The sequence below is a fragment of the Cupriavidus taiwanensis genome (assembly GCF_900250075.1).
Classification (GTDB): Bacteria; Pseudomonadota; Gammaproteobacteria; order Burkholderiales; family Burkholderiaceae; genus Cupriavidus; species Cupriavidus taiwanensis_C.
On record NZ_LT977070.1, the window covers coordinates 1224770 to 1249360 of the forward strand.

24 protein-coding genes are annotated in these 24591 nt (G+C 68.4%); 7 read left to right on the forward strand and 17 right to left on the reverse strand.

Going from position 1 to position 24591, the window contains the following annotated elements; all coding sequences use genetic code 11:
* Positions 1 to 37 precede the first annotated feature (37 nt).
* Entirely contained in the window at positions 38 to 1015 is a 978-nt protein-coding gene (gene waaC, locus CBM2588_RS05655) for a lipopolysaccharide heptosyltransferase I (RefSeq protein ID WP_115679733.1), read from the reverse strand.
* A gap of 179 nt (positions 1016 to 1194) precedes the next feature.
* On the opposite strand from waaC, the gene CBM2588_RS05660 reads away from it, so the two are divergent.
* Positions 1195 to 1785, forward strand: coding sequence for a peroxidase-related enzyme (locus tag CBM2588_RS05660; RefSeq protein WP_115679734.1), 591 nt, complete (start codon positions 1195 to 1197; stop codon positions 1783 to 1785).
* 44 nt (positions 1786 to 1829) lie between these two features.
* On the opposite strand, the gene CBM2588_RS05665 is transcribed toward CBM2588_RS05660, so the two are convergent.
* Entirely contained in the window at positions 1830 to 2339 is a 510-nt protein-coding gene (locus tag CBM2588_RS05665) for a hypothetical protein (protein WP_115679735.1), read from the reverse strand.
* A 303-nt stretch (positions 2340 to 2642) separates the two neighbouring features.
* On the opposite strand from CBM2588_RS05665, the gene CBM2588_RS05670 reads away from it, so the two are divergent.
* Complete coding sequence (locus tag CBM2588_RS05670; protein WP_115679736.1) at positions 2643 to 2972, forward strand: hypothetical protein; 330 nt, start codon at positions 2643 to 2645, stop codon at positions 2970 to 2972.
* 60 nt (positions 2973 to 3032) lie between these two features.
* Here the strand turns inward: CBM2588_RS05670 and rng are convergent, their stop codons facing one another.
* The 8 genes from rng to CBM2588_RS05710 all read right to left on the reverse strand — a co-directional run bounded on the left by rng (position 3033) and on the right by CBM2588_RS05710 (position 10488).
* Complete coding sequence (gene rng / locus CBM2588_RS05675) at positions 3033 to 4499, reverse strand: ribonuclease G (RefSeq protein WP_115679737.1); 1467 nt, start codon at positions 4497 to 4499, stop codon at positions 3033 to 3035.
* Positions 4500 to 4585: 86 nt separating this feature from the next.
* Positions 4586 to 5200: a Maf family protein gene (locus tag CBM2588_RS05680; protein WP_115679738.1), complete on the reverse strand. Its 615-nt coding sequence runs from the start codon at positions 5198 to 5200 to the stop codon at positions 4586 to 4588.
* A gap of 41 nt (positions 5201 to 5241) precedes the next feature.
* The gene (rlmH, locus tag CBM2588_RS05685) at positions 5242 to 5721 is read right to left on the reverse strand and encodes a 23S rRNA (pseudouridine(1915)-N(3))-methyltransferase RlmH (protein WP_115679739.1); all 480 of its coding nucleotides are present in this window, start codon (positions 5719 to 5721) and stop codon (positions 5242 to 5244) included.
* Positions 5722 to 5782: 61 nt separating this feature from the next.
* Positions 5783 to 6541, reverse strand: coding sequence for a ribosome silencing factor (gene rsfS, locus CBM2588_RS05690; protein WP_115679740.1), 759 nt, complete (start codon positions 6539 to 6541; stop codon positions 5783 to 5785).
* Between the two features lie 63 nt (positions 6542 to 6604).
* Positions 6605 to 7342 (reverse strand): nicotinate-nucleotide adenylyltransferase, encoded by a 738-nt coding sequence (locus tag CBM2588_RS05695; RefSeq protein WP_115679741.1) that lies wholly within the window; start codon positions 7340 to 7342, stop codon positions 6605 to 6607.
* Between the two features lie 10 nt (positions 7343 to 7352).
* The gene (gene hemF, locus CBM2588_RS05700) at positions 7353 to 8264 is read right to left on the reverse strand and encodes an oxygen-dependent coproporphyrinogen oxidase (RefSeq protein WP_115679742.1); all 912 of its coding nucleotides are present in this window, start codon (positions 8262 to 8264) and stop codon (positions 7353 to 7355) included.
* A gap of 140 nt (positions 8265 to 8404) precedes the next feature.
* Positions 8405 to 9673 (reverse strand): phosphoribosylamine--glycine ligase, encoded by a 1269-nt coding sequence (gene purD, locus CBM2588_RS05705; RefSeq protein ID WP_026164314.1) that lies wholly within the window; start codon positions 9671 to 9673, stop codon positions 8405 to 8407.
* A gap of 89 nt (positions 9674 to 9762) precedes the next feature.
* On the reverse strand, positions 9763 to 10488 hold the full coding sequence (locus CBM2588_RS05710; protein WP_115679743.1) for a YebC/PmpR family DNA-binding transcriptional regulator: 726 nt from the start codon (positions 10486 to 10488) through the stop codon (positions 9763 to 9765).
* Positions 10489 to 10696: 208 nt separating this feature from the next.
* On the opposite strand from CBM2588_RS05710, the gene CBM2588_RS05715 reads away from it, so the two are divergent.
* Positions 10697 to 12220: a helicase HerA-like C-terminal domain-containing protein gene (locus CBM2588_RS05715; RefSeq protein WP_115679744.1), complete on the forward strand. Its 1524-nt coding sequence runs from the start codon at positions 10697 to 10699 to the stop codon at positions 12218 to 12220.
* 70 nt (positions 12221 to 12290) lie between these two features.
* On the opposite strand, the gene CBM2588_RS05720 is transcribed toward CBM2588_RS05715, so the two are convergent.
* The 6 genes from CBM2588_RS05720 to CBM2588_RS05745 all read right to left on the reverse strand — a co-directional run bounded on the left by CBM2588_RS05720 (position 12291) and on the right by CBM2588_RS05745 (position 20060).
* A complete protein-coding gene (locus CBM2588_RS05720) occupies positions 12291 to 12455 on the reverse strand; it encodes a DUF3149 domain-containing protein (RefSeq protein ID WP_115679745.1) in 165 nt (54 codons plus the stop codon).
* A gap of 137 nt (positions 12456 to 12592) precedes the next feature.
* The gene (upp, locus tag CBM2588_RS05725; protein ID WP_012352165.1) at positions 12593 to 13243 is read right to left on the reverse strand and encodes a uracil phosphoribosyltransferase; all 651 of its coding nucleotides are present in this window, start codon (positions 13241 to 13243) and stop codon (positions 12593 to 12595) included.
* A gap of 170 nt (positions 13244 to 13413) precedes the next feature.
* Positions 13414 to 14814 (reverse strand): MFS transporter, encoded by a 1401-nt coding sequence (locus CBM2588_RS05730; protein WP_231942109.1) that lies wholly within the window; start codon positions 14812 to 14814, stop codon positions 13414 to 13416.
* Between the two features lie 552 nt (positions 14815 to 15366).
* On the reverse strand, positions 15367 to 18318 hold the full coding sequence (locus tag CBM2588_RS05735) for a c-type cytochrome (RefSeq protein WP_115679746.1): 2952 nt from the start codon (positions 18316 to 18318) through the stop codon (positions 15367 to 15369).
* On the reverse strand, positions 18315 to 18812 hold the full coding sequence (locus tag CBM2588_RS05740; RefSeq protein ID WP_115679747.1) for a (2Fe-2S)-binding protein: 498 nt from the start codon (positions 18810 to 18812) through the stop codon (positions 18315 to 18317). The genes CBM2588_RS05735 and CBM2588_RS05740 overlap by 4 nt, the downstream gene beginning before the upstream one ends.
* Before the next feature lie 87 nt (positions 18813 to 18899).
* Complete coding sequence (locus CBM2588_RS05745) at positions 18900 to 20060, reverse strand: FAD-dependent monooxygenase (protein ID WP_115679748.1); 1161 nt, start codon at positions 20058 to 20060, stop codon at positions 18900 to 18902.
* 375 nt (positions 20061 to 20435) lie between these two features.
* On the opposite strand from CBM2588_RS05745, the gene CBM2588_RS05750 reads away from it, so the two are divergent.
* Genes CBM2588_RS05750 through CBM2588_RS05765 form a run of 4 tightly spaced genes read left to right on the forward strand, consistent with a single transcriptional unit; the run spans position 20436 to position 23766 of the window.
* A complete protein-coding gene (locus tag CBM2588_RS05750; RefSeq protein ID WP_010812897.1) occupies positions 20436 to 21188 on the forward strand; it encodes a maleate cis-trans isomerase family protein in 753 nt (250 codons plus the stop codon).
* A gap of 11 nt (positions 21189 to 21199) precedes the next feature.
* On the forward strand, positions 21200 to 22030 hold the full coding sequence (locus CBM2588_RS05755; RefSeq protein WP_115679749.1) for an alpha/beta fold hydrolase: 831 nt from the start codon (positions 21200 to 21202) through the stop codon (positions 22028 to 22030).
* A 28-nt stretch (positions 22031 to 22058) separates the two neighbouring features.
* Positions 22059 to 23138, forward strand: coding sequence for a 2,5-dihydroxypyridine 5,6-dioxygenase (locus tag CBM2588_RS05760; RefSeq protein ID WP_115679750.1), 1080 nt, complete (start codon positions 22059 to 22061; stop codon positions 23136 to 23138).
* Positions 23131 to 23766 (forward strand): N-carbamoylsarcosine amidohydrolase, encoded by a 636-nt coding sequence (locus tag CBM2588_RS05765; RefSeq protein ID WP_115679751.1) that lies wholly within the window; start codon positions 23131 to 23133, stop codon positions 23764 to 23766. The genes CBM2588_RS05760 and CBM2588_RS05765 overlap by 8 nt, the downstream gene beginning before the upstream one ends.
* A 27-nt stretch (positions 23767 to 23793) precedes the next feature.
* Here the strand turns inward: CBM2588_RS05765 and CBM2588_RS05770 are convergent, their stop codons facing one another.
* Positions 23794 to 24549: a TetR/AcrR family transcriptional regulator gene (locus CBM2588_RS05770; protein WP_115679752.1), complete on the reverse strand. Its 756-nt coding sequence runs from the start codon at positions 24547 to 24549 to the stop codon at positions 23794 to 23796.
* Between the last annotated feature and the right edge of the window lie 42 nt (positions 24550 to 24591).

Genomic DNA, 24591 nt, shown 5'->3' on the forward strand with positions numbered 1-24591 from the left:
TTTGCGCCGGCCCTTTTTTATTCCCGTGCCTCGGGCATCAATGGGTCGAAGTGACCTGGGGCATCACTTCGTCGATGGCCGCCAGCACTTCGGCCCGTTGCGGCACCACGCCGCCGCCGCCCAGCGACACCGCGCGGCCGGGCGCATCGACGCCATACAGGTGGCGCGAGGTCGTGGTGAACAGGATCACCGTGGGCCGGCGCAGCGCGTCGGCAATATGCACGAAGCCGGTGTCCATGCCGACCACCAGCGACGCCTTGCCCACCATCTGCGCCACGCCGGTGATGCTCAGGCGCGGCATCACCTCGGCGCCGGGCACGCTGGCGGCGATGGTCTCGGCTTCCAGGCGCTCGGCGTCATTGCCCCAGGGCACCAGCACGCGCAGGCCGCGCGCCGAGATGGCGCTGCCGACGCTGATCCAGTCGGCCACCGGCCACTTCTTTTCCTCGCTGGAAGTGGCGTGGAACAGCATCGCATAGGGACCCTTGCCGGCGGCAGCGGGCGTGTCGGCCGGCATTTTCAGGCCGTAATCCATCTCGCGGGTCATTTCGTAGCCGAGCGCGCGGCTGACGGCGCGGCGCATGCGGTTGCGCGCGCAGTCCTCTTCCACGAACGGCTGGAACACATGGTTGTAGGCGAAGCGCGCGCCGCTCTCGCCCAGTTCCTGGACCGGCAGGCCGTAACGACGGCGGGTGCGGGCGAGGAAGGTGACGATGGCGCTCTTGTAGACGCCGTGAACGTCCAGCACCGCATCGTACTTCTCGCGGCGCAACGCGCGCAGGGCAGTGAAGATCTCGCGCAGGCCGGCCCAGCTGCGCGCCTTCTTGAAGCCGCGCAGCGGTGCGGCGATCACGCGATCGATGTTGGGGTTCCAGCGCGGCACGTCGGCGCAGTAGGAGTCGGCGATCCAGTCGATCTTGACGCCGGGAAAGGCGCGCTGCAGGTCAGCCACCAGCGGCTGGGTGAACACCATGTCGCCGAGCGAAGTCAGCTTGACGATGAGAATGCGTTTCATCGGGAACAGTCGTGCGGTCAGGGGCCCGCCTGGTTCGGAAGGTGCGTAGTATGCCTGATCCGGCCGGCATCTGTCCGTGCGACCGATGGTCGACATGCGGCGCGCCGGCTTGCGCGCGATCCGTTAGTATTGGTGCAGAAGCCTCACGACGATGACGCCAATCCCAACCGGAGACCACCATGTCTGACACGGCATTCCCGATCAGCCGCTACGCCATCCCGGCGCTGGCCGACCTCCCCGACGATATCCGCGCGCGCATCCTGGAAGTCCAGGAAAAAGCCGGCTTCGTTCCCAATGTGTTTTTGGCGCTGGCGCACCGTCCCGACGAGTTCCGCGCCTTCTTTGCCTATCACGATGCGCTGATGCTCAAGGACGGCGGCCTGACCAAGGGCGAGCGCGAAATGATCGTGGTGGCCACCTCCGGGGTTAACCAATGCCTGTACTGCGTGGTGGCGCATGGCGCGATCCTGCGCATCTACGAGAAGAAGCCGCTGGTCGCGGACCAGGTCGCGGTGAATTACCTGAAGGCCGACATCCCGCCGCGCCAGCGCGCCATGCTCGACTTTGCCATGAAGGTCTGCACGGCCTCGCATGAAATCGAGGAGGCCGATTTCGACGCGCTGCGCGCACATGGCTTTTCCGACGAGGACGCCTGGGATATCGCCGCGATCACGGCGTTCTTCGGCCTGTCCAACCGCATGGCCAATACCATCGGCATGCGCCCGAACGACGAGTTCTACCTGATGGGCCGGGTGCCGAAGGCGAAGTAGCGGCGCCGCGGTGCCGCGGCGCCGGGTGGCTCAGGGTCCCTTGCTCAGCGCACTTCGGCGCAGGCACCGCTCTTGGGATCGAACAGCACCGGCCACGCCTGCTCGTAGATGCCAGGCGTGCAGTACTTCTCGCAGCGGTTATGCGCCAGCGTGACGCGGCGCGGGTCCTGCCAGACCAGCAGCTTGCACTGGCTGCCGTCGATCGCCTGCAGCTCGATGTGCGGCGTCGCGCGGACCTGGCGGAACTGTACCAGGTTGAATTCGCAACTGCCGCGCCGCGATACCCACAGCTTCCATTTCAGCGCGCGCACCTCGTTGGCCTGGACGTCCATCAGTGCGTCTTCGCGGAAGCCGTCGTCCTCGGTGCGCTTGCATGCCGCGGCAATGTTGATGACCTTGGGCGCGATCGGCGTGGCGCGCTCCTTGGGCGCCTGGGGGACTTCGACCCTGGCCTGCGGCGGCGGCGCCGGCGCGCGCCTGGCGATCGGCAATGGCGCGCACGCGACCGATAACAGGAGGGCCAGCACACAGGCCCCATGGTTCGTGGCGTTCATGCCGGACTCCTCGCTTGCCAACCGGCGGTGCCGCGGCAGAACGACTCGCGCGGACAGCCGGGCGCAGCCTCCGTGCAAAGGCCGCTGACTACCTTCGTTTAGTTATAGCGGATGGCAAACGGAAATGGGCTAGGGCCATTACCGAGTCCGAAATCCCGCGTGCGCCAGCCAGCGGACGAGCGCCGTCGATGCGTCGCGCTAAAGTTCGCGGTACGTTCGCGGTTACGTAATTAAACAGCTTGAAACACTGCGGTGCGCGCGCGCGTGCTAGCCTCGCCCCAACCTGTTCTTGCCCGTTCCGACATGAAGCCCCGTCTCCTGTTATCCCTCGTGGTCCTGCCCGTGCTCCTCGGCGCCTTCGGTGCCACCGCCCATGCCGATGACGACTGGGACGACGATGACCGTTACTACGGGCGACACCATGGCCGCTATCACAAAGGCGACGACTACAAGGAAGAGTTCTGGGTCGGCAACTGCAAGATCAAGCGCAAGTGGAAGGACAACGGCGAGTACAAGGAAGAGCGCAAGTGCAAGGACCGCCCGGTGGTGTACCAGCCGCCGCCACCGCCGCCGGTGTATTACCAGCCCGAACCGGCGCTGGTGATCAGCCCGCACGTGGTGATCCGGCCGTAAAGCAAGACAGCCCGCCAGTTGGCCGGCTGTTTCGCTATGGCGGTGGGCGCGCCGGTGGCTTCACATCAGGATAATGTCGTACTGCTCCTGGTGGAAGGTCGATTCCACCTGCAGCGAAATCGGCTTGCCGATGAAATCGCCCAGCATCGCCAGGTGCTGGCTTTCTTCTTCCAGGAACAGGTCGATCACTTCCTGCGAGGCCAGGATGCGGAACTCGCGCGGGTTGAACTGACGCGATTCGCGCATGATCTCGCGCAGGATGTCGTAGCAGACCGTGCGCGGGGTCTTGACCTGGCCCTTGCCCTGGCACACCGGGCATTGTTCGCACAGCACATGCGCCAGCGACTCGCGCGTGCGCTTGCGCGTCATCTCCACCAGGCCCAGCTGCGAGAAGCTGTTGACGGTGATGCGGGTGCGGTCGCGCGACAGCGCGCGCTTGAGTTCGGACAGCACCGCGTCGCGGTGCTCGGCGTTCTCCATGTCGATGAAGTCGATGATGATGATGCCGCCGAGGTTGCGCAGCCGCAGCTGGCGCGCGATGGTGTGGGCCGCCTCCAGGTTGGTCTTGAAGATGGTGTCGTCGAAGTTGCGCGCGCCCACGTAGCCGCCGGTGTTGACGTCGATGGTGGTCATCGCCTCGGTCTGGTCGATCATCAGGTAGCCGCCCGACTTCAGGTCGACCCGGCGCGACAGCGCCTTCTCGATCTCGGCGTCGATATTGAACAGGTCGAAGATCGGCCGCTCGCCGGTGTAGTGCGACAGCCGCGGCAGCACCGCCGGCGTGTATTCCTTGGCGAACTCCAGCAGCATCTGGTAGTTCTCGCGCGAGTCGATCTGGATCACGCCGGTGGCGTCGTTGATGAAGTCGCGCAGCACGCGCTGGGCCAGGTTCAGGTCCTGGTAGAGCAGGCTGGGCGCGGGCAGGGTGGTGGCGTTCTGGCGGATCGCGCCCCAGATCTTGCGCAGGTAGGCGATATCGTTGCCGAGTTCCTCGTCGGTCGCTTCCTCGGCGATGGTGCGCACGATAAAGCCGCCGCGCTCGTCGGCCGGCACCAGCCCCTGCACGCGGCTGCGCAGCGCCTCGCGGTCGACCTCGCCTTCGATGCGCTGCGAGATGCCGATATGCGGGTCCTGCGGCAGGTACACCAGGGTGCGCCCGGCGATGCTGACCTGGGTCGACAGCCGCGCCCCCTTGGTGCCGATCGGGTCCTTGATCACCTGCACCATCAGCGCCTGGCCCTCGAACAGGGTCTTCTCGATGGCGAGCTGCGGGGTGGAGTTGGTGCGGTCCGGGTCGCGCGGATGCCAGATGTCGGCGACATGCAGGAAGGCGGCGCGCTCCAGGCCGATGTCGATAAAGGCCGACTGCATGCCTGGCAGCACGCGCACCACCTTGCCCAGGTAGATGTTGCCGACCAGCCCGCGCGTGAGCGTGCGCTCGACATGCAGTTCCTGGACCGCGGCCTGCTGCACGATGGCGACGCGGGTCTCTTGGGGCGTGATGTTGACGAGTATGTCTTCAGTCATAGCGGGTGAAACGCGTCGCCGGTGGCCCGGCTGTAGAGGGTGGCCCGGCGCGGGGCCGGGTCTTGTCCGGGCACGGAGGCCGCGGCTCAGAACCGCAGCCGGGCCTGGCGAAGTAACGCCGCCGTCTCAAACAAGGGCAAGCCCATGATACCTGAATAGCTGCCTGCAATCCGCGCCACGAACTCGGCCGCGCGGCCCTGGATGCCGTAGGCGCCGGCCTTGCCCAGCGGCTCGCCGCTGGCGACGTAGCGCTCGATCTCGGCGGGCTGCAGCGGGCGGAAGGTGACTTCGGAAACCGACAGTGCATGGCGCATGCCGGTGGTCGATACCACCGTCACCGCGGTCAGCACGCGATGGGTGGTGCCCGCCAGCGCGCCCAGCATGGCCGCGGCGTCGGCGCCGTCGGCGGGTTTGCCGAGGATGCGGCCGCCGAGGCAGACCGTGGTGTCCGAGGTCAGCACCGGCGCATCCGGCAGCGCGCGGCGTTCGCGCCGGCGCAGCGCGGCCTCGGCCTTGAGCGCGCACACGCGCTGGACATAGTCGTCGGGGGTCTCGCCCGGCAGCACGGCTTCGAGCGCTTCGGCGTCTTCGTCGTCGTCGGCCAGCAGCAGTTCGTAGCGCACGCCGAGCTGGGTCAGCAGCTCGCGCCGGCGCGGGCTTTGCGAGGCGAGGTAGAGGTAGTCGTGCAGGGTGTCGGGCATCGCGGCTGGGGCCTTCCGGCGACGGCCGGAGATCAGTGGAATCAGGCCCGATGGTAGGGGTGGTTCTGCGTGACGGACCACGCGCGGTACAGCTGCTCGGCCAGCAGCACCCGCACCATGCCGTGCGGCAGGGTCAGGCTGGAGAGCCGGATCAGCGTGCTGGCGCGGGCCTTGAGCGCGGGATCGAGCCCGTCGGCGCCGCCGATCAGGAAGGCCACGTCGCCGCCCTCGCGCTGCCAGTCGGTCAGCTGCGCGGCCAGCTGCACCGTGGTGAAGTCGCGGCCGCGCTCGTCCAGCGCGACGATGCGGCATTGCTTCGACAGGCTGCTCAGCACCGTCTCGATGCGCGCGGCTTCGCGCTGCATCACGGTGGCGGCGTTATTGCTGGAAGAGCGGGTTTCGGGCTTGACCTCGCGCAGCTCGATGCGCAGCTCGGGCGGCATGCGCTTGGCGTACTCGCTGAAGCCGGTTTCGATCCAGCCGGGCATCTTGTGGCCGACGGCCACGATAACCAGTTGCATGGGTCAGACGATGCGGTGATGCGGAGCGGCCGCCGGACTTGGCGAGCGGCCGCGCACGGGCTCAGGCCGAGCGGGTGGCGCGCTTGCGCGCGGCCGGCTTGGCTGCGGAAGTCTTGGCGGGTGCCTTCTTGGCGGGAGCCTTCTTCGCCGCGGTCTTGGTGGCCGTCTTGGTCGCGGTCTTGCGCGCGGTGGTGCCGGCGGCGGTCTTGCGCGGCGCGGCGGCGCGGGTGCCGGCGGCCTTGCTGGCCGGGGTCTTGGCGGCGGTCTTGCGGGCCGGCTTGCGGATGGTGGCGATGGCGTCCGCGTCGGTGTCCTCGTGGCCCATCGGCGGCGACGGCTCCTTCATGCCTTCGGGCAGGCGCGCCAGCGCCGGGCGCAGGTTGCTGGCACGGCGCACGGTGCGCACCGGGGCCTCGTCCTCGCGCTCGTCCTGGTCCTCGTCGATCGGCTCGCTGGCCTTGGCCAGGCGGGCGCCGGTGGCCAGCTTCATGCGCACCGGCTTGTCGCCCCAGATCTCTTCCAGGTTGTAGTACAGGCGCAGTTGCGGCTGCAGGATGTGGACCACGGCATCGCCGCAGTCGACCAGCACCCATTCGCCGGTTTCCAGGCCCTCGACCGCCACGATATGGCCGCCCGCTTCCTTCACCGTATCCCGCACCGACGCTGCCAGCGCCTTGGTCTGGCGGTTGGATGTCCCGCTGGCAATCACCACCCGGTCGAACAGTTCCGTCAGGTGGCTGGTGTCGTACACCTTGATGTCCTGCGCTTTGACATCCTCGAGGCCGTCGACGATGGCGCGTTGCAGTTTACGAATATCCATGGGTGTCTTCTTGTTCAGCTCAGATCGGTTTGGGGGTGGGCGCCGGGGTCGATGCGACCCTGGTCATGCCCGGGCCGGGGCGTTGCGGTACAGCCCGTGGCTGGCAATGTAGTGTGCCACGCCGGGCGGCAGTTGGTCATCTGCCGGCTGGCCGGCCGCCAGCCGCTGGCGCAGATGGGTGGAAGAGAGGTCGACGGCGAGCGTCTGGTCGATCCACATCCGGCCGGAGGGCGTGCATTGTATCAGTTGCGTGTCGGCCTGGCGCTCGGCCAGCGCGGCCAGCACCGGACCCTCCAGCGCCGACAGGGCAAAGCGCGGCCGTGTCGCGGTGCACAAGTGCACGTGCGCGAACAGCTCCTGCCAGCCGTGCCAGGTATGCAGGCGCAGCAGCTGGTCGGCGCCCATCAGCCAGCACAGCGAGGCCTCGGGACCGTATTCGTCGCGCAGCTGGCGTACCGTGTCGATGGTGTAGCTGGGGCCGGCGCGATCCACTTCCATGCGGCTGACACGGACCGTGGCGCCGCTGTTGCCGAGCGCCGCCGCGGCCAGCTCGGTCATCGCCAGGCGGTCGGCGGCCGGGGTCACGTCGTCGCCCTTTTGCCAGGACTGGCCGGTGGGAATCCACACCAGCTCGTCCAGGCCGAGGTGGTCGATGCAAAGCCGCGCCAGCGCGAGGTGGCCGACGTGGGGCGGATCGAAGGTGCCGCCCAGGATACCCAGGCGATAGGGGCGGGCGGCGCCAGCCTGTGGCGCGGCGCCCGCGTCGGTGGCGGGCTTGCGGGGGTGCTCGGGATGGGCCATGGGTCAGCCGTCAGGCCCAGTCGCGCGCCGGCAGGAAATCGGTGTACAGCGCCGCTTCGGGGCTGCCCGGTTCCGGTTGCCAGTCATAGCGCCAGGTTACCAGCGGCGGCATCGACATCAGGATGGATTCGGCTCGTCCGCCCGATTGCAGGCCGAACAGCGTGCCGCGGTCGAACACCAGGTTGAACTCGACGTAGCGCCCGCGCCGATAGGCCTGGAAATCGCGCTCGCGCTCGCCGAAGGGCGTGTCCTTGCGGCCCTGCAGGATGGGCAGGTAGGCGTCCAGGAAGGCGTCGCCGACCGCCTGCATCATGGCGAAGCTGCGCTCGAAGCCGAGCGCCGAGAAGTCGTCGAAGAAGATCCCGCCGATGCCGCGTGCCTCGTTGCGGTGCTTCAGGAAGAAATACTCGTCGCACCACTGCTTGAAGCGCGGATACAGCTCGTCGCCGAACGGCGCCAGCGCCTGCTGGCAGGTGCGGTGGAAGTGGGTGCAGTCGCCCGCGTTGCCGTAGTAGGGCGTCAGGTCCATGCCGCCGCCGAACCACCAGACCGGCTCGGCGCCCGGCTTTACTGCCAGGAAGCAGCGCACGTTCATATGCACCGTCGGCACATGGGGGTTGCGCGGATGGAACACCAGCGACACGCCCATGGCCTCGAAGCTGCGCCCCGCCAGTTCCGGCCGGTTGGCCGTGGCCGACGGCGGCAGGGTGTCGCCGCTGACGTGCGAGAAGCCCACGCCCGCGCGCTCCATCACCGCGCCGCCTTCGAGGATGCGGGTGCGGCCGCTGCCGCGCAGGCGTTCGGTGGGCGGTTTCTCCCAGGCGTCGGTCAGGAACGGCTGGCCGTCGATGGCACCGATGGCATCGGTGATGCGGTCTTGCAGACCGAGCAGATAGGCACGGACTGCCTGGGAATCGATCATGGTGGGCTGAATCGGATAAACCGACGAAGGGACCGGCCGGATGGCACTCCGGCAGCCAGTCGGCTGCCGGTTGCGTCACAGCATTGTCACGATTGTACCGGCTGGGCGGCCTGTTAGTCGCCAGGGGCCGCCGGCGCCGGTCAGCGCTTGATGGCGCGGTAGCCGATGTCGGTGCGGTACTGCATGCCGTCGAAGCGGATCTGCTCGACCGCGGCATAGGCGGCGCGCTGCGCGGCCTTGACGGTATCGGCCAGGCCGACCACGCACAGCACGCGCCCGCCCGAGGTCAGCAGGGTGCCGTCCTTGAGCGTGGTGCCGGCGTGGAAGGTCACGCTGTCGTCGGTCTCGGCCGGGATGCCGGTGATGGCATCGCCCTTGCGGGGGGCGTCCGGGTAGCCATGGGCGGCCATCACCACGCCCAGCGCGGTGCGGCGGTCCCAGTCCAGCTCGATGCTGTCGAGCTTGCCGGAGACGGCGGCTTCCATCACGTCGACCAGGTCGGTCTTCAGGCGCGCCAGGATCGGCTGGGTTTCCGGATCGCCCATGCGGCAGTTGAATTCCAGCGTCTTCGGGTTGCCGTCCTGGTCGATCATCAGGCCGGCGTAGAGGAAGCCGGTGTACGGGATGCCGTCCTTTTCCATGCCGCGCACCGTCGGCAGGATGATCTCGCGCAGCGCCCGCGCGTGCAGCGCGGGCGTGACCACCGGCGCCGGCGAGTACGCGCCCATGCCGCCGGTGTTGGGGCCGGCGTCGGCGTCGAGCAGGCGCTTGTGGTCCTGGCTGGTGGCCAGCGCCAGCACGTTCTTGCCGTCGACCAGCACGATAAAGCTGGCTTCCTCGCCTTCCAGGAACTCTTCGATCACCACGCGTGCGCCGGCGTCGCCCAGCTTGTTGCCGTCGAGCATCATGTCGACCGCCTGGTGCGCTTCCTCCAGCGTCATCGCCACCACCACGCCCTTGCCCGCGGCCAGGCCGTCGGCCTTGATCACGATCGGCGCGCCCTGCGCGTCGATGTAGGCGTGCGCCTGGGCGGCGTCGGCAAAGGTCTGGTAGGCGGCGGTGGGGATGCCGTGGCGCTGCATGAACGCCTTGGCGAAATCCTTGGACGATTCCAGCTGCGCGGCGGCCTGGGTGGGGCCGAAGATGCGCAGGCCCTTGGCGCGGAAGATATCGACGATGCCCGCCGCCAGCGGGGCCTCGGGGCCGACCACGGTGAAGGCCACGCCTTCCCGCTCGGCAAAGGCCGCGATGACCTCGGGGTCGGTCAGCGGAACATTCTGCAGGCGCTTGTCGAGCGCGGTTCCGCCGTTGCCCGGCGCGACGTACACCACCTGCACCTTGGGCGACTGGGCCAATTTCCAGGCCAGCGCGTGTTCACGTCCACCCGAGCCGACAACCAATACTTTCATGATCCACTGCCAGAAAAGAAACGCATGCAAAAAGGCGGCAGCTGGGTCTTGAAAGCCGGGCTGCCGCCGTTGGGGAGCTTGTTACCGTTTTAGTCTTCGATCACCGCGTTGGTGAAGACTTCCTGCACGTCGTCCAGGTTTTCCAGGGCGTCGAGCAGTTTCTGCATCTTGACCGCGTCGTCGCCGCTGAAGCTGACTTCGTTCTGCGGCTTCATCACCACGTCGGCAACTTCGGCCTTGAAGCCGGCGGCTTCCAGCGCCGCCTTGACCGCCGAAAAATCGTTGGGCGGGCAGGTGACTTCGATCGAGCCGTCATCGTTGGTGACGACATCGTCGGCGCCGGCTTCCAGCGCGGCGTCCATCAGCTTGTCTTCGGGCGTGCCGGGGGCAAACAGGAACTGGCCGCAGTGCGTGAACATGAACGCCACCGAACCCTCGGTGCCCATGTTGCCGCCGTGCTTGGAAAACGCGTGGCGCACTTCGGCCACGGTGCGGGTGCGGTTGTCGGTCAGGCAGTCGACGATGATCGCGGCGCCGCTCAGGCCGTAGCCTTCGTAGCGGATTTCCTCGTAGTTCACGCCTTCCAGGCCACCCACGCCGCGCTGGATCGCGCGCTGGATGTTGTCCTTGGGCATGTTGGCGTCCATGGCCTTGTCCATGGACAGGCGCAGGCGCGGGTTGGAGTCGGGATCACCGCCGCCGAGCTTGGCGGCCACGGTGATTTCCTTGATCAGGCGGGTCCAGATCTTGCCGCGCTTGGCGTCGGCGGCGGCTTTCTTGTGTTTGATATTGGCCCATTTCGAGTGACCGGCCATGATTCTCTCCGAAGCGGAATGCGGTGATCTGCGGTGATGTTGTGCGGGGTAGCCAGGCGCGCCGCGGCGGCATCGGCAAGGCGGGCGGGCGGCGCGCGCCAGGTGACGGATATGCCTGGCGGCTGGCTATAATCAGCCCAGGATTTTATCACGCGGGCCTGCCTGCGCCGTCCAGACCCAACCGACCCTCACGGAATCCAGGAACATCATGGCCGACCCCATCCTCATCGCCAAGAATGCCGAACATGAACTGGTGCTGCTGCCGCAGATGGGCAACCGGCACGGGCTGATCACCGGCGCCACCGGCACCGGCAAGACGGTCACGCTGCAGACGCTGGCGCAGGGCTTCTCCCGCCTGGGGGTGCCGGTGTTCATGGCGGATGTCAAAGGTGACCTGACCGGCATTTCGCAGCCCGGCCAGCCGTCGGCCAAGCTCAAGCAGCGGCTGGCCGACCTGAACCTGCCCGAGCCGGTCTGGGGCGGCTGCCCCACCGCGCTGTGGGATGTGTTCGGCGAGAAGGGGCACCCGGTGCGCGCCACGGTCTCGCACATGGGGCCGCTGCTGCTGTCGCGCATGCTCGAGCTCAATGACACGCAGCAGGGCGTGCTGAACCTGGTGTTCCGCATTGCCGACGCCAACGGCCTGCTGCTGCTCGACGCCAAGGACCTGCGCGCGATGCTGCAATATGTCGGCGACAACGCCGGGCAGTTCACCACCGAATACGGCAATATCTCGGCCGCCTCGGTCGGCGCGATCCAGCGCGGGCTGATCGCGCTGGAATCGCAGGGCGGCGACGTCTTCTTCGGCGAGCCCATGCTGAACCTGGAAGACTTTATCCAGACCGACAAGGGCCAGGGCGTGGTCAATATCCTGGCCGCCGACAAGCTGATGAACTCGCCGCGGCTGTACGCGACCTTCCTGCTGTGGATGCTGTCCGAACTGTTCGAGAAGCTGCCCGAGGCCGGCGACCTCGACCAGCCGAAGCTGGTTTTCTTCTTCGACGAGGCCCACCTGCTGTTCAACGATGCGCCCAAGGCGCTGCTCGACAAGATCGAGCAGGTGGTGCGCCTGGTGCGTTCCAAGGGCGTGGGCGTGTACTTCGTTACGCAGAACCCGGTCGATATCCCCGATACCGTGCTGGGGCAGCTGGGCAATCGCGTCCAGCATGCGCTGCGCGCCTTCACCCCGCGCGACCAGAAGGCGGTCAAGGTGGCGGCCACCACCATGCGCGCCAATCCGAAGCTGGACCTGGAAACCGCCATCGGCGAACTGGGCGTGGGCGAGGCGCTGGTGTCGTTCCTGGACGCCAAGGGCACGCCGTGCGTGACCGAGCGCGCCTGGGTACTGGCGCCCGGCAGCCGCATCGGCCCGGCATCCGAAGACGAGCGCAAGCAGCTGATCGCCAACTCGCTGGTGGCGGGCACCTATGAGAAGACCGTCGACCGCGAGTCCGCCTATGAAAAGCTGCGCGGCAGCGTGCCGACCGTGGCGAATGGCGGCAAGGGCGCGGGCGGCACGGCCGCCGGGCAGCCGGCGGGCGAACAGGACAGCGGCTGGCTCGGCACCGCCGGCGAGATTTTCGGCACGCTGACCAAGGGCACCGGCAAGAGCGGCCGCGGCGATTCGATCCTGGAATCGATGGCCAAGTCGGCCGCGCGCACGGTGGGCTCGCAGGTCGGGCGCGAGCTGATCCGGGGGGTGCTGGGGAGTTTGCTGGGGAAGAAGAAGTAAGAGAGTTGTGCCGGCTTGTTCCGCTCTCCCTCCGGTGGGAGCGGAAGTACACCGGCGGTCATTCACGCGGTCAGCGCTGCTGCGTCGCGTCGCGCGCCTTCGCCGCATCGGCATCCTCGCGCATCTTGCGCGCGAACAGGCGGGCGAAGAACCAGCCCATGCCGATGATGAAGACGATCACGCCCAGGCTCATCAGCCCGGTGCTGGTACTGAACAGGATCTTGAAGGCTTCCATGCGTCGCTCCCTTGGTGTGGATGGTGGCGCGCGGCGTGGTTGCGCCGGCGCTTGCCGCCAGTGTAGGGAGCCGCATCAGGCTGGCTATTGAGGCCGGTCAAGCGCCGGCCAGCCCGCCCGGGCATTGCCAGTGCCCGTCAGTTCTTGGTGCCGAACAGCCGGTCGCCCGCATCGCCCAGGCCAGGGACGATATAGGCATCGGCATCGAGGTGGCTGTCGAGCGAGGCGACGAACAGCTTTACCCCCGGATGCGCCTTCTGGAACACTTCCACGCCCTCGGGGGCGGCCACCAGCGCGACGAAGGTGATGGCCTCGTCCTTGACGCCGCGGCGCTTGAGCACTTCCACCGCGTGCGCGGCCGAATAGCCGGTGGCGACCATCGGATCGCACAGGATGAAGCTGCGGTCTTCCAGCGCCGGCAGGCGCACCAGGTATTCCACCGGGCGGTGCTGCTCGTCGCGGTACACGCCGATATGGCCGATGCGCGCCGACGGGATCAGCTCGACCAGGCCATCGCTCATGCCCACGCCCGCGCGCAGCACCGGCACGATGGTCAGCTTCTTGCCGGCGATCACCGGGGCGTCCAGCTCGACCAGCGGGGTTTCGATGCGGCGCGTGGTCAGCGGCAGGTTGCGGGTGATCTCGTAGCCCATCAGCAGCGTGATCTCGCGCAGCAGCTCGCGGAACGTGCGTGTCGACGTTTCCTTGTCGCGCATGTGCGAGAGCTTGTGCTGGATCAGCGGGTGGTCGAGGATAAAGAGGTTGGGAAAGCGCGGATCTTGTTTCATGGCTGGCGGCGAGGGCTCGGCGGGATGGCGAGTGAAGCGGGCGCGCGAGGCCGGTTGGGGCTCGCGCGCCGCGCCGTTGCAGCCGGATTGTAATGGAAGCGGGCCGCCGCGCCGCAGCCGCATGACCGCGGCCCCGCGGTTGCCCTGCCGTTGCCCCGTGGCGCCTTCGGCTAGTCGAGAGCGCGGTCCTTCGACTCGATATCGACCAGGAAGATGGCGAGCGCCGCCACGGCCAGGAACGAAGACAGCAGCGCCAGTGCCAGCGTGAACTGGCTGGCCATGATCGGCGCGACGATGGACGGGGCAAACAGGCCGCCGAAACGCGCCATCGCGCCCGCGGTGCCCATGCCGCTGGCGCGCAGGTCGGTCGGATACACCTCGGGCGTGAAGGCGTACAGCGCGCCCCAGGTGCCGAGCAGCGAGAAGCTCATCAGCAGGGTCGAGCCGATCACCAGCGCGGGGGACTGGCCCAGGCTGTACAGCATGCAGCCAGCCGCGCTCAGCAGCAGGAAGCCGATCAGGGTCGGCTTGCGGCCCCAGCGCTCGACGCCGTGCGCGGCCAGCGCGAAGCCGGGCAGCTGCACCAGTGCCAGCACGATCAGGAATACCTGGCCGCGCATGAAGCCGAAGCCCTGGCCCGCCAGCTTCACCGGCAGGTAGACGAAGACCCCGTAGTAGGCGATCGAGATCAGCATCCACGCCGCCAGCAGGCAGATGGTGCGGCGCCGGCAGCCGGCCGCGAACAGCGCGAACACGGATTTGCGCTCCATCTTCTGCGGCTGCAGCGCGCCGATCTCCACCGGCACGCGGTTGGCCGCGGCCACCCGCTGCAGCACCGCGCGGGCCTCGTCCGAGCGCCCGGATTTATTGAGGTAGAGCGGCGACTCGGGCACGAAGAAGCGGAACACCACGCCAACCAGCGCCGGGATGCCGGTGACCAGGAAGATCAGCCGCCACGCGTCATTGCCGCGCGACACCGCGATCAGCGCCAGGATCGCCAGCAGGATGGTGCCGACCGCCCAGAACGACTCCAGCAGCACCAGCCAGCGGCCGCGCCGGTCCGATGGCAGGAATTCGGCCATCATGGTGTAGTCGACCGGCAGGGTGCCGCCGACGCCGATGCCGGTCAGGAAGCGCAGCAGCAGCAGCCACTGGAAGTCCGGCGCGAAGGCCGAGGCCACGCCGCAGATGGCATCGATGACCACCGCCATCATCAGCACCGGGCGGCGGCCGATGCGGTCGGCCAGCCGGCCGAACACGAACGCGCCGATCAGCATGCCGACGAAGAACATGGTGCCGGTCTGCAGCGCGGTCGGCACCGGGATGCCGAAGGTCGCCGCGATCGACGGCGCGGTGAAGCCGATCGACAGTACCTGCATCGCGTCGGCGAGCCAGACCAGGCCGAATATGACGAACAGCCGATACTGGAAGCGGCCGACGCCGGCGGCGCGGATGCCTTGCTCGATCGTGATCGGTTGCGACGACGCTGCGCGCGCGCTGGGCTGGGGGGGCGAGCCTAGCGCGGCCTCCGGGATGGTCGTGGTGGCCATGGATGAAATGGATGACGACATGTTTGTCTACCTGTCTCGTTATAGGCTGGTTCTGGAACTCGGAAGCACGCGCGGCGCGACGCAGGCTGGCACGTGATGCGGGCTGCTGCGGGATCCGGCGGGGACGATGGCTTCCGCCTGGCGAGGCTGGAACTAGCCCGGTAGCACGCCTGCAACTGCTTGCTTGGTCTGATACGACATAGTCACTCCTGGTTGTCTACCCTTGGTTTGGTCAGGCCCGGTGTCCCGGTGGTCTGGCGGAACCATGCAAGCCCCGCGCCAGCGTGACCGGTGATCTATCGGGCCGGTTTTATGGTTTTGTGTTCTTGTCCGCCGCTTGCGGCGCGCCGTCCTTGTGCGGGGAGGCACCGCTGCGCGCCCGCTTGGCACTCATGTAGTGCGCACTACATGATCGTTCAGCGTAAGCTACATGAAACTGGCGGGCAAGGCCGAATTGCGTTTCTCTCCTCGGGGTTTTCCCGCGCGCAGGGCCGGCTGGCGCAGGGTCGGTCACGCCAGCGCGCCGCGCCGCTGCGCAAGGCCCGCCAGCGTGGCGCACGGTGCTACGGTGGTTCAGTGGGCAGGCCCCGCGCGCAGCCGCGCGACGGTGTTCTCCAGGTCCTGCCAGGCGGGTTTGTCGGGCGCAAAGCGCGCACGCAGGTACTGCGCCAGTTGCGCGATCTGCTGGTCGTCGAGCGTGTCGGCATAGGCAGGCATCGCGCCCAGTTCGCTGTTGGGCGGGGCCGGCATGCCGCGCAGCAGCACCTGGATCACGTTGTCCGGCAGCTTGCTGTGCAGGTTGGTATTGAGCGCCAGCGACGGCTTCACGCCGAATTGCGCAATGCCCTGGTCCGACTGATGGCAGACCGCGCAGGCACTCTGGTACAGCCGCTCGGCGGGACCGCCCAGGGTGCGCGCGGCCTGCTGGCTGCGTTGCTCGACCTGCGCCGCCTGCGCGGCCAGCACCGTCGGCGCCGGCGCGGGCGCGCCGAACGAGGCCACGTAATGCGCGATCGCGCGCACGTCGTCCTCGGGCAGTTGCGCGAGCTCTTCCACCACGGGCGCCATCGGTCCCGCCGCCGCGCCGTGGTGCGGCGCATAGCCGCCGCGCAGGTAGGTGAACAGCGCCGCCTCGGTCCACGGCACCGGCGCCTGCGACAGCGCGGTCAGCGCCGGCGCTTCCCAGCCTTCGGCGCTGCCGCCGGTCAGGTAGCGGCGCCCGCCTTGCTCGGCGCCGAGCGCATTGCGCGGCGAATGGCAGGCACTGCAGTGGCCCAGTCCCTCGGCCAGGTACGCGCCGCGATTCCATTGCGCCGAGCGCGACGGGTCCGGCGTAAAGCGTTCATTGCGATGGAACAGCAGGTTCCAGCCGGCCAGCAGCGGCCGCATGTTGAATGGGAAGGCGAGCTGCGTCTGCGGCACCGCGGATGTCACCGGCTCGGCTGACATCAGGTAGCCGTACAGCGCCTGCATGTCGCCGTCGCTGATTTTGGCGAAGGCGGTGTACGGGAACGCCGGATACAGGCGCCGCCCGTCGCGGTGGATGCCTTCGCGCATGGCGCGCTCGAACGCGGCGAAGGACCAGTTGCCGATGCCGGTCTGCACATCCGGCGTGATGTTGGTGCTGTAGACCGTGCCGAAGGGCGTTTCCAGCGGCAGGCCGCCCGCGTTCTTCACGCCGCCCGGCGCGGTATGGCAGACCGCGCAGTCGCCGGCAGCGGCGACCAGCCGGCCGCGCTCGAGCGTGGCGGCGGAATAGAAGCCGGCCTCGGGCGGCGCCACCGGCGCGATCGGTGCGCGCCACGGCAACAGCGTGGCGCACACGCCGGCAGCGGCGGCGGCCGCCGCGGCGATCCAGCCGCGCTTCTTGCGTTGGTTGCCGGGACTTGCCTCGGCCAATGCCAGGCGAATGCGTTCGGCGCTGAATGGGGGCTTGCGCAGGCGCACCCCGGTGGCGTCGAAGATGGCATTGGCCACTGCGGCGGCGGCCGGCAGCGCATCGGTGGGCCCGGCAGCCAGCGCGTCGTGCGTGGCCAGCGTGCCGGCCAGCCGCACTTCCGGCAGGGCCTGTGCCGGCATGGCCGGCAAGTGTTCGCCGGCAGCACGCGCGTCCGCCGGCCAGGTGTCGAACGCCGGCGTGGCGGCGGTCAGCTGCAGCGCTGCGGCTGCGACGTCCCGCTCGATCGAGCGCGGCATCGATCGCGTCATCGCGGCGGCTTGCGGTGGCGGCAGCGATTCGCTGTCGTGGCCAACCGTGACGCGCGTGACCGCCAGCTCGCCGGTGCTGCCGTCGACCTCGACTTCAGCGACCCACGCCGACCAGCTCTGGCCGGCATCGTGGTCGATGGTGTGGGCGTAGGCAAAGCCGCGGCCGCGCCGCACGTTGCCCGCCGCAGAGCTGCCGCGTGGCGCGGCGGCATTGGCGTCCAGGTCCCAGCCGGCGCGCTCGGCCACCTGCCGCACCAGCGCGGCGCCGCGCGGGTCGTCCAGATGCGCGAGGCGCAGCGCCACCGGGTCGGCGTCGCTGGCGGCGGCAAGCTCGTCGAGATGGGATTCGCGCGCGAACACCTGCGCGCGGGCTGCCGTCAGCGGCGCGGCGGCGAATGCCGCCGGGTCGCCGGACACGGCCAGCTCGATATGCGGGATGCCATACGGCGGGAGCGCCGCGTCGCCGCCATGGTTCGCATCGATGCGATCGGCCACCGGCGCCGGCGTGTGCGTGAGCCACAGCGCCAGAGGCGTTGCCGGCGGCGGCGTACCCGCCAGCGTGGCGGTGTAGGCGTCGACGGTGGCGCCGCTGCGCGCAGTCTCGACGCGGATAGCGAGCGCGGCATCGGCCAGGCCCACCTCGGCGGCGCGCAGCCGGCGCACCACCGGTTGCCCGCTGGCATGCGCCAGCAGCGCCGCGTCGGCGGCGGCGTGCGGCGCCAGCAGCGCGGGGTCGGCGCGGTCGTCGCGTGCTTGCCAGCAGACCAGTTGTACTTGCGTGGGCGCGATGCCCAGCAGTGCAGCGAGTTCGGCGCGCAGGGCGCCGGGCCGCGTGGCGGGCAGCCATACGGTCAGCGTGCCGTCGCGCCAGTCGGCGACAACGGTGCAGCAGGCATCGTCGCGGGTGCCTGCCAGTGGCCATTGATAGTGCTGCGTGTGGGATGCGCGGGCGTGTTCGAGCGCATCTGCGGCATCGCCGCGTTGCGCCACTGTGTGGCGCGGCGCAGGGGTGGCGTCGGCGCGCGGCGGGCCAGACCAGCGCGCCCGCAGGGCTCGCGCCGCCTCGGCGGCCTGGTCGGAAGAAACCGCGGCCACGCCGGCAAAGTTGTTGCGGACCACCACCGCGCGGATGCCGGGCAGCGCCAGCGCGGCGTCGCGCTCGGCGTGCAGCAGGCGCGCCGCGAGCGGCTCGCCGCCGAACCAGCGCAGGCCCGGCGGTGTCAGCACATGAGCCACCAGGCAATCGGCGCCGTGCGGCGGCAGGCCGGCGGCCAGTGCCGTCGCTTGCGTGGCGGCTTGCACGATTCCCGCGCTCACGACGCCGCCCCTTGCGCGGCCTGCCGCTGCAGCACCGCGGCCCGCCTGACCGCGCGCACGATTTCCACATGCGTGCCGCAACGGCACAGGTTGAAGCGCAAGGCTTCGCGGATCTGCGCTTCGTCGGGATCGGGGTTCTGCGCCAGCAGCGCCTTGGCGGTCATGATCATGCCGTTCAGGCAGTAGCCGCATTGCGCGGCCTGTTCTTCGATAAACGCCTGCTGCACGGGGTCCGGATGCTGTGCCGTGCCCAGGCCCTCGAGCGTGGTCACCGCGTGGCCGACCACGGCCTTGACCGGCAGCACGCATGAACGCGCCGGCAGGCCGTCCACCAGCACCGTGCAGGCGCCGCACTGGCCCAGGCCGCAACCGTACTTGGGCCCGTTGCAGCACAGGTCGTTGCGCAGGATGTAGAGCAGCGGCGTGTCAGGCGCCACGTCCAGCGTGTGCTCGGCGTGGTTGACCTGCAGGGTCAGGGGGCGGGGCGTGTTCATCGGGGGCTGGGGCGGTTTGAACATCACGCATCGCAGCGCCGCGCCCCATTCTGGCGAGGGGCGGCGGCGGGCAGGGCGGTCAGGCGATCAGGCGGCTTCGGACAGCGGCTTGCTCCCGGCCGACACCAGCGGCACGTTGAACACATCGTAGCCGAAACACCAGTCCGGGTTCTCGTTGCTGCGCAGCCAGGTGTTGTTGTGCGAAACCAGCTGGACCTTGCCGGCGCGCTCGGCGCGGTTGGCTTCATACAGCGCGAAGGCGCTGGCGTAGTCGTCGGTGCCGGCTTCGGTGAAGCAGCGCGTCAGCATGGCGGCATCCTCGATCGCCATCGCGGCGCCCTGCGCCATGTGTGGCTTCATCGGGTGGCAGGCATCGCCCAGCAGCACCAGGCGGCCCCGGCTCCACAGCGGTAGCGGGTCGCGCTCCAGCAGCGGCCACTTGGTCACTTCGACCGTGCCTTCAATCAGTGATTGCACGCCTTCGTGCCAGCCGTCGAAGGCCGCGCGCATCTCTTCGATGCTGCTCGGCACCCAGCTCTTGCTCATGTCCCATTCGGGCTCGGGCACGCCGGTGACGTAGTAGATCTCGTCGAGCTTGCTGGTGTCGAAGTAGACCATCATGTGGCGGTCATCGGTCCACCACTTGGTGCAGCGCTCGTGCGTGAAGCCCTTGACGCGAGAGATCGGGAATACCGCGCGATGCGCCACGTAGCCGGTGTACTTGGGCGGCTCGGCGCCGAGCAGGGTCTCGCGGATGCGCGAGTTGACGCCGTCGGCGCCGATCACGATGTCGGCTTCCTCGACGGTGCCGTCGGTGAAGCGCAGCTGCACCACATCGCCCTGGTCGGTGACGCTTTCCAGCTTCTTGTTGAAGAACAGCGTGCCGGGCGCGACGGCGTCGGTCAGCAGCTTGTGGAAATCGCCGCGATGCACGGTCAGGTAGCTGGCGCCGTAATGGCGCACCGCATAGTCGCCCAGCGGGATCTGCGCGATCACCTCGCCGGTGAGGCCGTCGCGGCTGTACCAGTAGTCGGGGTGGCAGCCCATGTCGTTGAGCGCGTCCTCGATGCCGATGCGCCGCATGATCTTCATCACGTTGGGCCCGACATGGATGCCCGCGCCCAGGCGCGAGAACGCCGGTGCCTGCTCATACAGCCTGACTTGGAAGCCGGCTCGCTGCAGCAGGGCGGCCGCGGCCGTTCCTCCGAGTCCGGCGCCGACAACTGCGATTCGCGGTTTGCCTTGCACGTTATTTCTCCTGGCAATGACACAAGGTCGATGGGGGCTGGGGCGGCCATGTGGCCGACCGTTAAAACGAGTGTACACACTCAAAATATCAAGGTAAAGGCGAAACTTTGCGATCCTATGGAAAACCCTGATGTCGATGTGACCTCGTCGCAATGATGCGCTGCAATGGCGAAAATATGCGACAAAACAGGGATTCATGGATTCAGTGTGCACTGAACGAGTGAATCGCGGCCGGTGCAGAATCTGTTTGCCTATATAAAGTGTGTACACTACAATCGATCGCAGCATGCAGGCCCATGGGCCGCTGCAGGCAGCCAGACCGACAGCGCGACCAAAGCGCAACCAAGGGCAGACAAACAGATGACGGAGTCGACAGTGCAGAAAGTTTTCCGAATCGGCCAGATCGTGCCGAGCTCCAACACCACCATGGAAACCGAGATCCCGGCGATGCTGGCCGCGCGCCAGCTGGTGCGCCCGGAGCGCTTCACCTTCCACTCGAGCCGGATGCGGATGAAGAAAGTGGTCAAGGAAGAACTGGCCGCGATGGACGCGGAATCCGACCGCTGCGCGGTGGAACTGAGCGACGCCCGCGTCGACGTGCTCGGCTACGCCTGCCTGGTGGCGATCATGGCGATGGGCCACGGCTACCACCGCGTCTCCGAGCAGCGCCTGCAGGCGCATACCGCCGAGAACGGCGGCGACGCGCCGGTGATCACCAGCGCCGGCGCGCTGGTCGATGCGCTCAAGGTGATGGGCGCGAAGCGCATCGCGGTGGTGGCGCCGTACATGAAGCCGCTGACCGAACTGGTGGTGGACTACATCCGCAATGAAGGCTATGAGGTGGTTGACTACCGCGCGCTGGAGATCCCCGACAACCTGGAGGTCGGCCGCCATGATCCGGCCAGGCTGCCGGAGATCGTCGCGCAGATGAACACCGCCGATGCCGACGTGATCGTGCTGTCGGCCTGCGTGCAGATGCCGTCGCTGCCTGCGGTAGCGAAGGTCGAGGCCATGACCGGCAAGCCGGTCGTGACCGCCGCCGTTGCCACCACCTATGCGTTGCTCAAGCGCCTGGGGCTGGAGCCGGTGGTGCCGGGCGCCGGCGCGCTGCTGTCGGGCGCGTACTGAAGGGGCGGGCCATGGCAGACAGTACCTTTCTCTACGGCGCCAACGTCCACGCCAACGGCATCCGCCAGCACTATCTGCGCTATGGCGGGCAGGCGGGCGCGCGCGCGCAGCGCGATGCCGTCATCATCGTGCCGGGCATCACCAGCCCGGCGGTGACCTGGGGCTTTGTCGGCGAACGCTTCGGGCAGCAGTTCGATACCTATGTGCTCGACGTGCGCGGCCGCGGCCTGTCGCAGGCCGGCCCCGAGCTGGACTACAGCCTCGATGCGCAGGCCGCCGACGTGGTCGCCTTTGCCGCGGCGCTGGGACTGCGGCGCTATGCCGTGGTTGGCCATTCGATGGGCGCGCGCATCGGCATCCGCGCCGCGCGCGCCAAGCCCGCGGGCCTGACGCGGCTGGTGCTGGTCGATCCGCCGGTGTCGGGTCCGGGGCGCCGCGCCTATCCGTCGCAACTGCCGTGGTACATCGATTCGATCCGGCTGGCGCAGCAGGGCATCGACGCCGAAGGCATGCGCCGCTTCTGCCCGACCTGGACCGAAGACCAGCTGCGCCTGCGCGCGCAATGGCTGCATACCTGCGACGAGCGCGCGATCCTGGCCAGCTTCAACGGTTTCCACGAGGACGACATCCACGCCGACCTGCCGCAGCTCGCCGTGCCGGCGCTGCTGATGACCGCCGGCCGCGGCGACGTGATCCGCGCGGAAGACGTGCAGGAAATGCGCACGCTGCTGCCGGCCTTGCTGGTCGCGCACGTCGCCAATGCCGGCCACATGATCCCGTGGGACGACGAGGCCGGCTTCTACCGCGCCTTCGGCGATTTCCTCGGCGCGCCGTTGAATTGAGCGCTGAATTGATGGATAGGGAGCGAACATGCCCGTAAGCGATTACGACCTGACGGCAGCGTGGAAGCAGGTGCTGACGCTGTCGAAGCTGCAGCCGGGACAGACCGTCACCGTGCTCACCGGCGCCGCCACGCATCCGCAGACGCTGCGCACGGCCATGGTGGCGGCGCAGTCGATGGGCGCCATCGTCAACCGGCTCGACCTGCCGCCCGTCAACGGCGAGAAGGCGCTCAGCCGCGATGCGCTGGCCTACCTTGGGACCACGCCGCTGACCGGCAATCCGGCGGCGATCGCCGCGCTCAAGGCGAGCGACCTGGTGCTGGACCTGATGACGCTGCTGTTCTCGCCCGAGCAGCACGAGATCCTGTCCGGCGGCACCAAGATCCTGCTGGCGGTGGAGCCGCCGGAAGTGCTGGCGCGGCTGGTGCCGAGCGAGGCCGACCGCGCCCGCGTCAAAGCCGCCACGCAGCGGCTGGGCCGCGCGCGCGAGATGCATATCGTGTCCGACGCCGGCATGGACCTGCGCTGCCGCCTGGGCGAATTCCCCGCGATCAGCGAGTATGGCTTTGTCGACGAGCCCGGGCGCTGGGACCACTGGCCGAGCGGCTTCGTGCTGACCTGGCCCGACGAGGGCGGCACCGACGGCACCATCGTGCTGGACCGCGGCGACATCCTGCTGCCGATGAAGTCCTACCTGCAGGCGCCGATCCGCATCACGGTCGAGGCCGGCTACGTGCGTCGCATCGAAGGCGGCGTCGATGCCGAGCTGCTGGCCGACTACATGGCCTCGTTCAACGATCCGGAAGCGTATGCCATGTCGCATATCGGCTGGGGCCTGCAGCCGCGCGCGAGCTGGTCGGCGCTGGCGATGTACGACCGCGAGGCCACCATCGGCATGGACGCGCGCGCCTACGAGGGCAATTTCCTGTGCTCGTTCGGCCCCAACAATGAAGCAGGCGGCAGCCGCACCACCGCCTGCCATATCGATATTCCCGTGCGCCACTGCACCGTCAGCCTCGACGGCGAGCCGGTGGTGGTGCGCGGCAAGGTGATGGACGGGCACCACGCTGCCGCCGCATCGATCTACAAGGATTCGCGCCATGGATGACGCAGTGCAGACCTACCAGCGCCAGGGCTTCGGCGCTTCGATGGAGCTCAAGGCGCCTTACGGCCTGCTGATCATCGACTTCGTCAACGGCTTTGCCGATCCGGCGGTGTTCGGCGGCGGCAATATCCCCGAAGCCATCCGCAACACGCAGCCGCTGCTGCGCGCCGCGCGCGAGCACGGCTGGCCGGTTGCGCACAGCCGCATCGTGTTCGCCGACGACGACAGCGACCACAACATCTTCACGCTGAAGGTGCCGGGCATGCTGACGCTGAAGGAAGATGGCCACAACAGCCAGATCGTGCCCGAGCTGGCGCCCGCGGCGGGCGAGCTGGTGGTGCGCAAGACGGTGCCGTCGGCGTTCTTCGGCACCTCGCTGGCGGCATGGCTGACGCAGCGCGGCGTGCAGACGCTGCTGGTGGCGGGCTGCGTCACCAGCGGCTGCGTGCGCGCCAGCGTGGTCGATGCGATGTCGCTGGGGTTCCGCCCGCTGGTGGTGTCGGATTGCGTGGGCGACCGCGCGCTCGGGCCGCATGATGCCAACCTGTTCGACATGGCGCAGAAGTACGCCACGGTGCTGACGCGCGACGAGGCGCTGGCGCAGGTGGCGGGCGTGCGCGCCGCCGCCTGAGCCTGAGCGATGGCGCCCGTGCCGGTCTCAGCCCGCCGCCGCGCGCCTGGCGCGTGCCGCCTTGCGCGGCGCGGCGGCGGGTGGCACATGCGCCTCCGGCACGGCGCCGGGCACGGCCACCGTGCGCAGCACGGTCTGCTGGATCACATCGCGCCAGTGCGCCAGCGCGGGCGGGCTCATCATGGGCTCGCCCAGGAAGGCGCTGAGCGTATGATGGTTGGAGTTATAGAAGTAGCCAAGCGAAGCGATCACCATATACACGTCGCGCGCGCCTGCGTCCGCGCGGAACAGCCCGGCGGCCTTGCCGCGCGCGAGGATGCCGTCGAGCACCGACAGCGCATAGCTGGAGATCTCGCGCAGCCGCACCGACTTCTTCGCATGCTTGCCCTGGCTCATGTTCTCGCTCGTCAGGATGGCGACGAACTCGGGATGGTCCAGGTAGTACTGCCAGACGAAGTCGATCAGTTGCGACAGCGCGCGCACGGGGTCGGCGGCGTCGAGCTCATGCTCCAGCTGCTGCTCGGCCTGGTTGAGCTGCAGGTAGATGGTCTCCAGCACTTCGACGAACAGCTTCTCCTTGCTGCCGAAGTAGTAGTAGATCATCCGGTCGTAGGTCTTGGCCAGCGACGAGATGCGTTCGATGCGGCCGCCGTCGTAGCCGCGCTGGGCGAACACCTTGATGGCGGCTTTGAGGATGCGCTCGCGGCTGTCCTGCGCTTGCCGGGCCCGGGTGCCGGCTGCCGCCCGACGGGTGGCGGGCGCTGCCGCAGTCTTGGTGGTCATGGTGGGTGTTCTTGCCGTGTGCCTGTTGGCTGGCAGTATAAC